The 14064-nt window shown below is 51.7% G+C and carries 14 protein-coding genes; 4 read left to right on the top strand and 10 right to left on the bottom strand.

The genetic code is table 11. The features are described from left to right. Nucleotide 1 precedes the first annotated feature (1 nt). From MRY86_RS16840 to MRY86_RS16850, 3 genes are all read right to left on the bottom strand, one after another. Complete coding sequence (locus MRY86_RS16840) at nucleotides 2-616, bottom strand: hypothetical protein (protein WP_293570413.1); 615 nt, start codon at nucleotides 614-616, stop codon at nucleotides 2-4. 278 nt (nucleotides 617-894) lie between these two features. After that, nucleotides 895-2031 (bottom strand): transporter, encoded by a 1137-nt coding sequence (locus tag MRY86_RS16845; protein WP_293570414.1) that lies wholly within the window; start codon nucleotides 2029-2031, stop codon nucleotides 895-897. Nucleotides 2032-2161: 130 nt separating this feature from the next. Then, a complete protein-coding gene (locus MRY86_RS16850; RefSeq protein ID WP_293570415.1) occupies nucleotides 2162-2662 on the bottom strand; it encodes a hypothetical protein in 501 nt (166 codons plus the stop codon). Between the two features lie 168 nt (nucleotides 2663-2830). On the opposite strand from MRY86_RS16850, the gene MRY86_RS16855 reads away from it, so the two are divergent. Next, nucleotides 2831-3910, top strand: coding sequence for a glycoside hydrolase family 43 protein (locus MRY86_RS16855; protein WP_293570416.1), 1080 nt, complete (start codon nucleotides 2831-2833; stop codon nucleotides 3908-3910). 12 nt (nucleotides 3911-3922) lie between these two features. On the opposite strand, the gene MRY86_RS16860 is transcribed toward MRY86_RS16855, so the two are convergent. The 4 genes from MRY86_RS16860 to MRY86_RS16875 are packed head-to-tail and all read right to left on the bottom strand — an operon-like array spanning nucleotide 3923 to nucleotide 7217. Continuing rightward, nucleotides 3923-4438, bottom strand: coding sequence for a DUF3124 domain-containing protein (locus tag MRY86_RS16860; protein WP_293570417.1), 516 nt, complete (start codon nucleotides 4436-4438; stop codon nucleotides 3923-3925). A gap of 52 nt (nucleotides 4439-4490) precedes the next feature. Beyond that, nucleotides 4491-5261, bottom strand: a complete 771-nt coding sequence (locus MRY86_RS16865; protein ID WP_293570418.1) for a DUF6090 family protein — start codon at nucleotides 5259-5261, stop codon at nucleotides 4491-4493. A 19-nt stretch (nucleotides 5262-5280) separates the two neighbouring features. Next, nucleotides 5281-6093, bottom strand: coding sequence for a DUF1080 domain-containing protein (locus tag MRY86_RS16870; protein WP_293570419.1), 813 nt, complete (start codon nucleotides 6091-6093; stop codon nucleotides 5281-5283). A 41-nt stretch (nucleotides 6094-6134) separates the two neighbouring features. After that, nucleotides 6135-7217: an NAD(P)/FAD-dependent oxidoreductase gene (locus tag MRY86_RS16875; RefSeq protein WP_293570420.1), complete on the bottom strand. Its 1083-nt coding sequence runs from the start codon at nucleotides 7215-7217 to the stop codon at nucleotides 6135-6137. Nucleotides 7218-7434: 217 nt separating this feature from the next. On the opposite strand from MRY86_RS16875, the gene katG reads away from it, so the two are divergent. Together katG and MRY86_RS16885 are read left to right on the top strand one after the other, a co-directional pair. Continuing rightward, nucleotides 7435-9687 carry a catalase/peroxidase HPI gene (gene katG, locus MRY86_RS16880; RefSeq protein ID WP_293570421.1) on the top strand — a complete coding sequence of 751 codons (2253 nt, stop codon included), beginning with the start codon at nucleotides 7435-7437 and terminating at the stop codon, nucleotides 9685-9687. Nucleotides 9688-9837: 150 nt separating this feature from the next. Then, on the top strand, nucleotides 9838-10533 hold the full coding sequence (locus tag MRY86_RS16885; protein ID WP_293566238.1) for a DUF4386 domain-containing protein: 696 nt from the start codon (nucleotides 9838-9840) through the stop codon (nucleotides 10531-10533). Here the strand turns inward: MRY86_RS16885 and MRY86_RS16890 are convergent. From MRY86_RS16890 to MRY86_RS16900, 3 genes are all read right to left on the bottom strand, one after another. Beyond that, nucleotides 10530-10976 (bottom strand): GIY-YIG nuclease family protein, encoded by a 447-nt coding sequence (locus MRY86_RS16890; RefSeq protein ID WP_293566240.1) that lies wholly within the window; start codon nucleotides 10974-10976, stop codon nucleotides 10530-10532. The two genes, MRY86_RS16885 and MRY86_RS16890, sit on opposite strands and share 4 nt — an antisense overlap. A 171-nt stretch (nucleotides 10977-11147) precedes the next feature. Beyond that, a complete protein-coding gene (locus MRY86_RS16895; RefSeq protein ID WP_293566242.1) occupies nucleotides 11148-12440 on the bottom strand; it encodes a T9SS type A sorting domain-containing protein in 1293 nt (430 codons plus the stop codon). 115 nt (nucleotides 12441-12555) lie between these two features. Further along, nucleotides 12556-13344 carry a hypothetical protein gene (locus tag MRY86_RS16900; RefSeq protein WP_293566244.1) on the bottom strand — a complete coding sequence of 263 codons (789 nt, stop codon included), beginning with the start codon at nucleotides 13342-13344 and terminating at the stop codon, nucleotides 12556-12558. Nucleotides 13345-13558: 214 nt separating this feature from the next. Here MRY86_RS16900 and MRY86_RS16905 point away from each other — a divergent pair, with 214 nt between their 5' ends. Then, nucleotides 13559-14047 (top strand): hypothetical protein, encoded by a 489-nt coding sequence (locus MRY86_RS16905; RefSeq protein ID WP_293566246.1) that lies wholly within the window; start codon nucleotides 13559-13561, stop codon nucleotides 14045-14047. Nucleotides 14048-14064 lie beyond the last annotated feature (17 nt).

A 14064-nucleotide genomic window follows, 5' to 3' on the forward strand; every position in this document is an offset into this window, starting at 1 on the left:
GTTATGCCTTTTGATAAACCCACTCCTTTGCAGGGTTCTTGTATCTTTTGTACATATTGAGGGCAATCAGCGCAGAAGCGATAACTCCAATGATGATCAGGCCCGTTTGGCCAACGATATCATACAGGAAGCTCAAAATGGCACGTCCGGAACGGCTTTTTGCAGTCCCGCCTTCCCCTGATGCCATTTCAGAAGCATCACCAAACAGGACATATCCGGTGAAGCCCAGGGCTAGTAACAGATAGAAGCTCTTATTGAGCAAAGGTTTTAGCGATTTTTCCTGACGTTCTTCAACAGGCAATCCACTTCGTTGACCGATAAGGTGACCAACCGTTATTGCTTTTGCGGGTTCGTCAAATTTGATCTTTAAGGATTCAGATTTGCCATTTTCATGGAGCATTTTGAATTTCAACTCCGGAGAAGTCTCATTGAGCTGCAAACTTTGAAGGCTGGAAAGCGGGTAAGCGGTGGCAGACCTCAGAAAGCCCGTTCCTGTTGCAGCTTGCTTAAACTGCTCAATATCCTTCATCTTTTTTGCGCTAACGTAAAGTGTCCCTTCACTGAGGAGTAGTGACTTCCAGTTCTCTCCATCAAGCGCGATAATTGTGTTTTCCATTATCCTGATTTGAGTTTACTTTTGCCAAATATAGTTAGGATTGTTGGTCCTCTGGGAAAGAATTTAATTTAGAATTTACTGTTTTTTACTGCTCTGGCAGAGCACTTCAAATAGTCTCCTTCTGTTCCCGGTTTTCCCACTCTACACAGGTAGCTATTACACTATCTTAATCGATACTTTTTTCAGCCCTTCAAAGAAAAGGGCCGGCTTGGAGGCCGGCCCGACAATGGGGTTCGTTAGGCGCTGCAGCAGCAGGCGGGTAGGCTAGCCTGCCGCTTTTAATCCAGGTTAAAAGGCACCGGTGCTTTTGCGTCGTCCGGCGCAATCCGGTACGCCACACTGAAATTGATCAGGTAATCCGCGAATGCGGCATCGCCGTTGCGGGGCTGCCCGGTGGCCTGCTCCGTTTCCAGGTCGGTAAGGCTTTGCGGGCGGTTGCGGAGCATAGCGACCGGCACAGAAAGGCTGACCGTCGTCCGGCTGTTCATTAGGGTTAGGCCGGGCTCCAGCGAAAGCACTTCTCCGGGCCGCCGGAACCCCCCACTCCCGCCGATGAGGTCCTCTACCGGCACAGCTTCGTAACGGGCACCAACGGATACGCTCAAAGCAGGCACAGGGGTGTTGTAGCTGAATCCGCCCCGCAGCCCGTATTGGTCCGGGACCGACATGATGGATTCGTTTTGCAGAATAGGGCTCAGTGTTTCCCGAAAGGTGCGAACGCCATTCGTCTCCCTGGGATTGGCCAGGTAAAAAGCACCAGCGTAAGCAAAAAGCGTGGGAGACAGCTGTTGGAAAAACTGTAAGTCCAATGTAATCCCAAATCCGCCATCACCGGGTTGAATGGACTGATCGACCGGACGGACCTGAGGGGTGCCTTCCGGGCCTACATTGTAAAAAATGTCCGTTGCGTTGTAGTCGCCCGTGGGCAGCTTCACGCCCAACCCAAGCGCGAGGTTGCCCTTGGGGCTGCGCGCAGGGTCGAAGAGCCAGTACCCCAGGCCCAGCCGCACATCAGCAAGGCCGCGGGAAAAGGTCGTATTGCGCTCCTCCCGGCCATGTTCGTACAAAGAAGAACGGGTGTTGACCACAAATGGGAGGATAGCCGTGGCGTACATCCGGTTGCTTAAGCTGTAGTTGACGGAAAAGTCCCAGGCGTGGGCATGGTTGATGACTTCCGTCTCATTCGAAACCCGGTCGGGCTCCTCGTGCGTGCCCCGGAAGTGGCGGAAGGATTTGAAGTAGCGGTAGTTCATCCCAATTTGCCATTCACCGGCAGACAGTAGGTTGGAGGAAAGATTGTTGCCGCCACAGGAAGAGAAGTGGCGGATGGCTACGCAGCCCTGTCCCCGCAATTGCAGGGTGCTAAGGCTGGCGAATAGCATTAGGGTCAAAATACTTTTATAATGGGTATTCATTGATCATAAATTTTAGATGGGCAAGCACGGCACAGATTGATCTGTATACCTGTCAACCCTCCTGAATCGCGTTCAGGGAGTCCGTGTGCTCCAAAGATTTAAATTGGCCAATTGATTTCAGGTGAGGAAATCAGGCTCTGGGAGGAGGGTCAGGGAGCGATAGGCTGGCCATGGAGGCCGGCTGCTGAAAGAAAAACGAACCCTGGGCAGTGGCGACCGGCACCGATGGCAGAGGGTGCAGCGGTGGGTCTACCCTGAATTTGGAAAACAGCTGGTCGAGTAAAGCCCGTCCGCTGTTCGAGTCTTCTGAAACTGGGGGCATAGCCTGCAGGTACTCTACCAATTGAGTGGAGTCTGCCGCGATTTTGTAGTGTATGGTTTCGCCCTCGATTTCTTCTGTTAAAATGAACTGACTGCTGTAGCCAATCAAAGCCGGATGAAAATCTTCTTCAATGATAGCGACCTGATAGGAGGCACCGGTGCTGGCTTTGAGGGCTTCCGCCAATTGCGCCTCACGCTGGTCCATTTTGCGCTGCACTTCTATGACGTGGAGGGTTTCCACCACTAAATGCCCGGCCATCCATTGGAAGGTGATTAGGAACAGCAATAACCATGAGGTTAGTGGTCGCATGCAGTCAATTGGGTAAATCTACAGCTTAAAGGTAGGAAATTCTTTGTATAAACTATCTGTCGTTATTTTTATCTGTTCTATTCTTTGAAAATGAGGTGCAAGTGTGCCGTTTTTTGCAGAAAAATTGATTATTTGCGGGACTATCGACCATTAAAAACCACCGCCTTTATGTCATCAAAAACCGTCTTTGCCATCTGGTTTCTACCCTTGTTGTTTTGCGTTGCCTGCTCGCCCAAATTTGCAGAGCATAAAGAGAAAGCCTCTGCCGGAAATCCCGTATTCCCCGGTTGGTACGCCGATCCGGAAGGGATTATCTTTGGGCAGGAGTATTGGATTTACCCCACCTTTTCGGATCACTATCCGCAACAACGGCAACCCTCCAAAGCGACTACGGCACAACTGGCCCTGCGCAAAAACGCCATCAATGAACAGTACGTGGAGCAGACTTTTTTTGATGCCTTTTCTTCCCGGGACCTGGTCAATTGGGAGCGCCACCCGAGGGTATTTGATATTGACTGGGCAGACTGGGCTTCCTACGCGATTTGGGCGCCAGCCATTACGGAAGCGAACGGGCAATACTATCTTTTCTTTTCGGCAAACGACATCCAAAGTGAAGCCGAGTTGGGCGGTATAGGCGTAGCGGTGGCGGATCAGCCTTCGGGGCCCTTCAAGGATGCTTTGGGCAAGCCTCTGATAAGCACTTTTGAGCATGGAGCACAACCGATAGACCCTTTCGTATTCAAAGACGATGACGGCCAGGTGTACCTCATCTATGGCGGATGGCGGCACTGCAATATGGTGAAACTGAGCGATGACCTGTTAAGTGTGGTGCCTTTTGAAGATGGCGAAGTGTACAAGGAAATTACACCGGACCAGTATGTGGAAGGGCCTTTCATGTTCAAACGGAATGGGCGGTACTACTTCATGTGGTCGGAAGGCGGCTGGATGGGGCCGGACTACAGTGTGGCGTATGCCATCGGAGATTCCCCCTTCGGCCCGTTTGAGCGGATTGGCAAAGTACTGCAGCAGGATACGGCTATTGCTACCGGGGCGGGGCACCATTCGGTCATTATTCTGCCGGAGCAGGACCGCTACTATATGGTCTACCATCGCCGTCCACTTGGCACTGATAACCCCCATCACCGGGAGGTTTGTATTGATGCGTTGCGGTTTGATGAAGAGGGGATGTTGCTTCCGGTGAAAATGACCCGGCAGGGGGTAATGGCGAACCCGCTTCAGTCGCCCTGATAGGGTTTGGAATCAACGCTTCGGCCCCAATCGAAGACCCTGAGTGGTAAAGGACAAGCCCTGTTGGCCAGATGTCGAAATCATAACAGCTTCAAACAACGGCGCATTCCCAGTTAAAGGAGCCCTCCAGTCAAAAAGGAAATTGGCACCGGTGCCCCCTTCGCGGTCGACTTCATCAATAACAATTTCAACGGTTTCCATAGGGGCAATAAAAATAGGCCTGGCAAAGTAGTTTCGGATTGGGGTGCCATGGGTATCGTAGTATACTGCCTCTTCGATGTAGACCGTATCCTTTCGGTTCACATTGCGCAAGCTGATGGTCGCCGTAAGGTCATGGGTGCGGTGCTCGGTCTGACTGTAAATCTGGGAATAGACCGATAAATAAGTCGTGCCTGAAGCCAGAGAATCAGGGTTTGAAATTTCAATCATCCGCTTTTCCCAATTGACGGGGTCGATAGAGCTGATTTCCTCCCTGGGGGTGCAGGAAGCCAGGATAAGCAAGAGGGCTAAAATGAAACCGTTTTTCATGGTCTGCGGCATTTGATTTGTAGTGGTGAAGCTACTGCTTTTAGCTAAAAAGCTAGTTTTCAATCTCCCTGTCGATCAACTCCAAAATGGCCTTCAGCTCTTCCATCAGGGGCAGGTAATGTGTATCCGTGGTGCCTGTGCAGGCTAGCACAAAAAGGAGCAGGTGGTTCTCAAAAGACTTAGATTGCAGTAAAGCCAGATTAGAATGTGGCTGGGCGGATGGTGACAAGTCGAGCCCATCGGCTGTCTGTCCAGCTTGCTCCAAAACCGTCCGGATACTGTAGCGATCGCTCAGAAAGGTATTGAGAATACGCTTGCGTTCCTGTTCCTGATCCTGTTCCTGCCGGGCGACATCCTCCACGGTGGCCATCCAGTTGGTTAGGCGGCGGCGCAGTTCGGGGTTGGATAAGTCGCGGAGACTGCCAGAGTTAATCATCTCGTTCAGTAGCGAATTGTTGGGGTTGAAGGCGATATCATAAGCGAGGGTGCTGTAAATCAGTTTGGAGAAGGCAGCCTCATCCGTGAGTGTTGTAGAGTCGGACATGAAGCCGAGTAAGGTGCGGGCGCCTTCTGCGTTTTGCTGATTGAGGGCGATGAGGGTTTCCAGTTTGTGTTTGCTGACTTTAAACTCTTCCTGCAACCCTTTCAGGTACACTTGCTCCTTGTCCCGGGTCAGTCGCTGCTCATTGCCGTTGTTGATGGCCAGGGCGATGAGGATGCCAGCGACCACCAATACGATTTCCCCCAGTGCATACAACAGATACTGGCTGACGCGCTTTTCAGCAATTAACTGCTGGCGGATTTTCCGGAAAAACTTGATCATAGTCTTGAGTTGCTTTTAGTTAAAAATTCGTATCCGCCTCATCAAGCTCCAGTTCCTTGATCCAGATATTTCTGTAGAATACATCATGCCCTTCAGCTTGCAGTTTGATGCCACCGGGAGTATCTGTAATGCCAAAGCCTTTATCGTTTCCGCCGTCTAATCCGGAGAACTTTCCGCCCCAAACTTTATTGATGGGGACGTTTTGGTGCACCTTATGCCCGTTGAAATACATGCTGACCAGGGGTTGCTCCACAAGTTTGCCATTCTCAAACCGGGCAGCGCGGAAGGTGATATCGTAGGCATTCCATTGGCCGGTCCCGTTGTAGAAGGCGTAGGGGGATTCCGTTTCGTTGATGACCGTGGCCATGCCATGCTTCGTGCTGTCCCCATCCAGGATTTGAATTTCATACCGGTTTTGAAGATAAACGCCACTATTGCCCCCCTCATTAGGCACCAGGAATTCTACATGCAGGCGGAAATCCCGGTACTTCTTTTTCGTTACAATATCAGCCGAACCGTACAGACCGCCTTTTGAAGCGGGGTCGTTGCTGTTCAGTGCTGTGCCTTCATCAACGGGGTCCTCCACGATCTGCCACTTGATGGGCAGTGCTGCTGAAAAGCGCGGGCCTTCCCAGTAGGCCCACTTCTCCTCCAGCATGGCTCTTGATCCGTCAAATAGTACTTCTGCACCCTCCACAGGCTGCATGCTAATACCGGGGCGTTCCTTTGCTGAAGCGCCGGCAGTCTCCTTGTTTAGCGCGTGAGAACAAGCACTTAGCAATCCAATGATAAGCCCCCCTGCAATTAAACAGACCAAATGCTTGCTTTCCATGAGCTGTTGTTTTTGATTGCTGAATTTAAGAGGATTAATCTTTACTTCCGTAACGAAAGCACAGGTGATTTACTCAACGCCTGATAAACCCATTCCGCGCTCCTGACTGCGCCTTCCATATACCCCGGGAAGGCATTTGCTGTTTCCGAGCCTGCAAGGAAAAGCCGTCCATTCCAGTATGGCTTACGGTACATTTCTTGCCCGTTGTTTTGGTGAGGAAGGACCTGGTCTTTGTATGGGGCATAGGTGAATGGCTCTTTTGCCCAAACCGTCTCTTCGTAAGAAGCATACTCCAGGGCACGCTGTCCAAAGAACTTCAAAAGTTGCCCTTCAACCAGCCGTTTTCGGTCCGGGGTGCTCAGGTTTGCCATGTCATTCCTAAGAAAACCCTTTAAAGCAAAGTGTCCCTCCTCAGCATCGGCATGGTCATAAAGCTCCGTGAACGGGCCCGTATGGCTAAAGGCAGTCCCTGTTTGCCCATGCTCTCTCCAGAAAGGTTGTGCATAAGCTACCCCGGCTTTGATGGACTCGCCCATCCAGGTGTGGGTTTGTTGCATAAGGCGGATTAAGGCGTCCGGCAGAGTAGGCTGTAGCTCGATAAGAGGGCTTAGCAAATTAGGCGGAAGGGTGGAAACGACGACTTTGGATTTGATCGTTAATGCTCCACTAAAGGTATAAACCCCATCTGCTTTTGCATGAATCTTTTCAACCGGTGTATCTAAAATTGCGGTGCCATCCGGAAGGTATCGGGCTAGTGCCTGAATCAGCGCAGAGGTGCCCCCTTGTATCCGGTAGCTGGGTTCGTTGTTCGGGGGAAGGGGGATAAACTGTGCCGTACCCTGCTGATGTTGCTCAAACAGCGCCTTAGCTCCCAGATGCTGCTGAAAAACCGGGAGATTCAATTTCTGCAGCAGCTCCACCAAATGAGTGTGCTTATGCCCCAGCCAGGTAGCGCCCATGTCAATGTTCACGCCTTCGGTAGTGGTCTTTGTCCATATCCTGCCGCCCAGCCGGTCGCGGGCCTCCAGGATTAGTGCAGCGTAGCCTGCCTTTCTTAGTAAGTAGTTTAGCGTCAGCCCGGTCAGCCCGCCTCCTATGATTAGCACATCTGCTTTTTGCATCATTTTTTATCTTCTTTTGGACTAACACCCGGGGCCAAGTTTTGGATGAAAAGGGGAGGTTTTGATGAACTGCTCTGGCACTTGTTTGTTACACTTTTCTGACAATATTCGCTTATTACCTGCCTGTTTATTGTATAGTTATTGTCTATGTACCTATAAATGCAATAAATATCGTTTATCCTATCTTTACGTTTTTAAAGCAACCAAATAACCATTCACCATGGAAAAAAATACAGAGCAAAGCAAGCCGAATAACGGTAAGGTCTGGGATGTGAATCAATCCAGCCGCTGCCCGTTTATGAACGGCAGGCTTGAGCACGGCGCTGGTTCGGGCGCTTCCAACCGCGATTGGTGGCCCAACAGCCTAAATCTCACTATCCTCCGCCAGCATTCCGAATTGTCCAACCCTATGGGTAAGGATTTCGATTATGCAAAGGAGTTTGAAAGCCTGGATTACGAAGCCCTGAAAAAGGACCTTCATGAGTTGATGACAGACTCTCAGGACTGGTGGCCAGCCGACTGGGGCCACTACGGTCCTTTCTTCATCCGTATGGCCTGGCACAGTGCGGGTACTTATCGTATCGCCGACGGGCGTGGTGGTGCCGGTGCAGGCACACAGCGTTTCGCGCCACTGAACAGCTGGCCGGACAACGCCAACCTGGACAAGGCCCGCCTCCTACTGTGGCCCATTAAGCAGAAGTACGGAAAGAAAATCTCCTGGGCTGACCTCATGATCCTGACCGGTAATGTGGCACTGGAGTCTATGGGCTTCAAGACATTCGGCTTTGCCGGTGGCCGCGAAGACGTTTGGGAACCGGAAGAAGATATTTACTGGGGACCAGAAGGCGAATGGCTGGACGACAAGCGCTACACAGGCGACCGTGAGCTGGAAAATCCACTTGCTGCCGTACAAATGGGTTTGATTTATGTGAACCCGGAAGGCCCCAACGGCAATCCTGACCCAATCGCTTCGGCACACGATATCCGCGAGACTTTCGGCCGTATGGCAATGAATGACGAGGAGACCGTAGCCCTGATTGCAGGTGGCCACACCTTTGGCAAGACCCACGGTGCCGGTGATCCTGAAAAATACGTTGGCGCAGAGCCTGCAGGTGCAAGCATCGAAGAGATGAGCACCGGTTGGAAAAACACCCTTGGCGAAGGCAACGGTGAGCACACCATCACTTCCGGTCTGGAAGGTGCCTGGACAGACACACCAACGCAGTGGAGCAATAAGTACTTCGAGAACCTCTTCAAGTACGACTGGGAGCTGACCAAGAGCCCGGCAGGTGCCCATCAGTGGCAGCCAAAGGGTGGCGCAGGTGCAGGCACCGTACCTGACGCACACAACCCGGAGAAAAAGCACGCCCCGTTCATGCTGACCACTGACCTGGCGCTGCGCATGGACCCGGCTTACGAGAAAATCTCCCGCCGTTTCTACGAAAACCCGGACGAATTTGCTGATGCTTTCGCCCGTGCATGGTTCAAACTGACCCACCGCGATATGGGACCAAAGGCGCGCTACCTGGGACCAGAAGTGCCTGCGGAAGAACTGATCTGGCAGGATCCGGTACCACCGGTGACCCACAAGCTGATCGAGGAGGAAGACATCACCAAGCTGAAGCGCATGATTTTGGCTTCCGGCCTCACCACTTCGCAATTGGTATCCACAGCATGGGGCTCCGCTTCTACTTTCCGTAATTCCGACAAGCGGGGCGGTGCCAATGGCGCACGCATTCGTCTGGCGCCACAGAAAGACTGGGAAGTCAACAACCCAACGCAGCTGGCGAAAGTGCTGGAAACCATGGAAGGCATTCAGAAGGAGTTCAACGGTGGCGCAATGGGTGGCAAAATGGTCTCCATGGCGGATCTCATCGTACTCGGTGGATGCGCAGCTATTGAAGAAGCAGCTAAGCAAGCGGGGTACGATGTAACCGTGCCATTCACACCTGGCCGTACCGATGCCACGCAGGAGCAGACCGACGCTGCATCCTTTGATCCGCTGGAGCCTGCAGCTGACGGTTTCCGCAACTATATGAAGACGCAGTATTCTGTTTCTGCAGAGGAAATGCTGGTGGACAAGGCACAGCTGCTTGCCCTTACTACGCCGGAAATGACGGCACTCGTAGGCGGTATGCGCGTTTTGGATACCAATTACGATCAGTCTCAGCGCGGCGTATTTACGGACCGCCCGGGCACGCTTTCCAACGACTTCTTTGTGAATGTCCTGGACCTGAGCACCAAGTGGAAAGCCGTTTCGGAAGACGAGACCGTTTTCGAAGGGCGTGACCGCAAGACCAATGAGGTGAAGTGGACAGGCACGCGTGTGGATCTCATTTTTGGTTCCAACACGGAGCTTCGCGCCATCGCGGAAGTTTACGGTTGCCAGGATGGAGAAGAGCGCTTTGTGCACGACTTCATCGCAGCCTGGAACAAGGTGATGAACGCAGACCGCTTCGAGCTGAAGCAATAAAGGTCTTTCAGATACAGTAAGCTACGAGCAGGTAGTCCGGTGACGGGCTGCCTGTTCGTTATTTAGGGCAATCCGTTCGGGATTATATACCGGGGCGTTGTCAGGAGGGTATCCCGCTAATTTTGCTTCCGTAATCAAAACCGAAGTAAAATGAAAAATCACCCGATTGCCCCCAAACAGCTGGCCCGCCTTACCGGGCTCCTTTATCTTGTTGTGATCATTTGCGCAGGCTTTAGTCAGGGCTATGTGCGAGGTACGATAGTGGTGCCTGGCGATGCTGCCCAAACGGCACTGAATATCCTGGAGCAAGGCGGTTTGTTCCGGCTTGGGCTGGCAACCGACCTGATCGCCTTCACCGCAGATGCTGTTATAGCCGTACTTTTTTATCAGTTGTTCAGGCCAGTCAGTCCAGCCCTTTCGATGGTGGCTGCCGCCCTACGGCTGTTGGCGCACCCTGCTATTGCCAGCCTCAACCTGCTCAATCACTACATGGCGCAGCACGTACTGGAATCAAAAGGCTGGGCGCTGTCGCACAGCCCGGAGCAGTTGTACGATTTGTCCCTGTTGTTTATGGATGCCCACCGGGCGGGTTATCTGATTGCGGGTGCAATGTTTGGCCTACATTGTCTCCTGATTGGCTTATTGATCTACCGGTCCGGTTTCATCCCCAAAGCTTTTGGGGTATTGATGAGCCTTGCAGGCCTGACTTACCTGATGGAAACATTTGGTGTTTTCCTTTTCCCCGGCAATGATACGTGGCTGGCGCTATTGGTGGGCGGTGCGGCGGCGCTTGGAGAGGTGTCCCTAATGGTTTATTTGCTGGTCAGGGGAGTGCGGGAGCGTTAAGAAAACCAGAACCGCAGGAAGTCCAGTACTTCCCGCTGAAAGGCCCAGAACTCAATGTCCCGCCACCAGCACCATAGGCTCGTCAGCGCGCCGTAAATCAGCAGGTGGCTGACTGCAAAAGCCCAGAAGATACAGCAAAAAACATACACCCATCCGATCCAGCTCAGCGGGTGGAGGTAGGAAAAAAACTCGCTGCCTCCGGAGCCTTTTACCGGCCGGTTGAAACGCTTCATCACCCGGTGCAGATGCGCTTCAAACCAATCTGCAAAGAAGCAGGGCAGGGAGAAGATGGGGAATTGCCGCCCTTTCATGCTCCGCCCGATGGCTTTCCACCGAAGGTCTACATCGCGTGCGATACCAATTTTAATCCGCCCCGGATTACGGGTGGACATGCCGAGGTAAATAAACCGGTAGCCAAAAAGGGAATAGAGGAGTTGCTTCATCGCCGGGTTTTTTCTTTCCGGGGCTAAAATACATATTTGTTGAAATTTTTTGTGTCTAAATTTGTGTTTTTTAGCGATTGTAGATGGTACGGCCAAAAGGAGCACCCCAAACCCTGGTATTAGCCAGCATTTGGGGTGCTCCGATTCAATTAAATGCCCTGACAATGGGGTTTAGTTCAGGATCAGCTTTTGGGTTTTTATGCCTGATTCGCTCTGAAGGTGGAGCAGGTAAGTGCCCCGGGGCAAATCCTGCAGGCTTAGCTGTACCGAGCCTTGACCGTTAACCGTGACCTGCCTTAAGGGCTGGCCGTAGAGGTTGAGCACCGATAAATATCCTTCGCCGGTTCCAATTTCAAACTCAACGGTGATGTGCTCCCGGGCCGGGTTCGGGAAGACCGAGAACCGGGCAGATGCCGTGACTATGTCCTCACTGGAAGTAAGGGTGTTAAAGTCGATCAGCACTTCTGTATCATCAAACTGAGCACCAAAGTTGCCATCCCAGAATTCTGCATCTCTTCCCCCGTGTTCGAAATAGACATACCTTAGTCCGGTACCGTAGGACGTGAAGACATCGCCGTAATACGCCCAGCTTTCAGAAAGTTCTACGATATCCGAGTTGTATTCAGCCAGAATATTCATTTCATTATCCAGCAATCTGATAATGGTTTGAGCCTGATCCTGATAGTTGGGGTCATGGCCTTTGGCAAAGTTCCAGGCATCAATTTTAGGTTGTAAATCGAGGAGCTCAGCGGAGTAGTATTCCCAGAGGTCGATAGTTTGGCTTTTGGAGCACCAACTATACGAAGTAGTGAAAACGCCTGGTAAGCCATTGATGGCCCAGCCATTGCCACCATTGCTGATGACCTCCCAGCCCGCCAACGTACCTGTAGAGCCACCACTATAGTAAGCGTGGTTGCCAATAGAAAGGTAGGAGCCATCAATAGCGGCACCAAACTGGCCTGCCCAGCTTTCAGTATCCTCCCCGCCATGTGTGAACCGTATTTTCCTAAGCCCCGGCCCGTAATTCAAAAAGTGCCCTTTCACTTGTTGCCAGTTAGCGGTAGTGGCCAGGTCTCCGGTAGAATAAGTAGCCATCAAATTATCGTTGGCATCCAGCAGTTCTACGTTTAGGAAATAAATATCGTGGTCAAAGCTAAGGGTCCTGTACCAGTCTGAAAACAGCACAATAGGTGCGCGGTCCAGCCACTCTTCGGAATAGCCAACTTCGAGCAGGTCAATAAGCTGTGATTTACTGCACCTCGCGTAGGAGGTGGCAAAACAGCTGGTGCCATTCATACCATAAATATTGAGGCCCCAGCCATCACCGCCATTTTCGATGATTTCCCATCCGTCGAGGTTACCTTGTAATGCGCCTGGGTTTTGGAGCAGGTTTTGCCGCTGTTGCCCAAACAGGCCGATAGCCGTACCGAAAATGAGCAAAGCAATTGAGTACAAAGCTTTCATAGTAAAAGGTTTTGATCTGAAAAATGATTTGGATTGTCTCCCTGTCTGGGAGAATTTGGCACAACGCCTGCTATGAGTAAAAGGGCGTTGTGCCAGGTGTAACCAGAAGAAAGGTTTACTGTAAACCTCCTGCTCTGGCAGTGGAGATATTTGCAGCGACGCTGTTGTTGACTCTCATTTGCTTGGTGTGCAGGTCCAGCTGTATGCGTGCACCATCACTTTTCTGGAGGTAGACAGACCATTCGTCCCGGTGCGTTTCTTTGAATGAAGCGTGAGCGCCCACTTTGCCGGTTTTGTATTCCACCCAGTCCTTACCGCACAATTGCTGGAAGTACCCGCTCCTCGGGCCGGAGTAGACGACCTGCGTAACATTAGTCCCATCAACGCGCGGCGGAGTCCAGGAAGACGGCTCGACTCTAAGCTTGGCCGCCGGGCCGCCAGGGTTCATAATCTGCTCCGCGTACAGGGTATTCCCACGCAGGTAGAGTTTGTATTTGCAATAGGCTTCAGATTGGGTGGTCACCTGACTGCTGCCGTTGCCCACAACCGGGTCGTTCTTTTGATTGGAAGCAAAATGGCTGTACTCCCGGACATTGATCTTCTTTGCGTCCAGGTCCACTGTGGCTTTCATATTGGCTTTGGTGTTGTAGGTGTTCGTCAGTAGATTCAGGTCCAGGGCATACACTCCGCCACTGGCATTATTGAAATTCGTAACCTTAATTGGCACACCATTGCCCGCGAAGTCGCTCCTTTGAATCTGAGCTGCGGCCGGAGAGGCGAATGCCAGTAAGACAAAGAAAAATGCGAGTGCCACGGCAATGGCTTTCGGGCCCGTCTGTACGAAGAAGAGGGGCCTGTTGTTGATCAAGTGGTTGTCGTTGGAAGGGTTTGTGATCGTTTTCATTAGTTTTTTTTGAGTTTGAAATGAAAGAAAAAAATCATGCGACAAAGTTAGGTGGGCCCGTGGGAGCAGGGAAGCGCCGTTCAGCGGGATTTGGAAAACCGGGAAGAATCACGGGAAGAAGCAGGTAGAAATACCTGGTTTGTGGCAGTAGGCGCTGACGGAGCGCTATTTAGTGGTATCTTACACAGGTACTTTTCATCAAAACGAAACACCAATGAGCTTAAAACCCAACCTTTGGACCCTGCTTTTCGTCCTGGCTGCCGGTGTGCTGGCCTACCAACAGCTGCCATCAAAAGGCAATACCGATATAGTAGAGGCGACTGCTTCCCTTAATATAGGAGACGGCAGCGATAGCATTCCCAGTAGGGAGGCCGTGCAGATGATTGCTACTTATATGGAACGCTATCAAAGGGTACTGAGCGATCCCAACGCAAGAATTAATGGCCGTACAGTTTTGGATACGACTGGTGTGGTCGCCATTCCCCTTTATTTTAAGCTGGAGCGGAACGAGATAGCCGAAATCTTCCGCCAATTTGGCGGGCAGCAGGTTTACGCGGTCCTTGGATTATTGCCGGGTGCGAATGGGGCACGGGATACGATTGATTTGATTTTATCTGATGTGGAGCCGAATAAGGGAAATATTTTCCTGCAGGGTACCTTCTATGATTTCGCTACACCTTGCCCGCCCCTCTGTGATGAGTAGAGCGCACTGTGCGCGGC

The sequence above is a fragment of the Phaeodactylibacter sp. genome (genome assembly GCF_022763345.1).
GTDB lineage: Bacteria > Bacteroidota > Bacteroidia > Chitinophagales > Saprospiraceae > Phaeodactylibacter.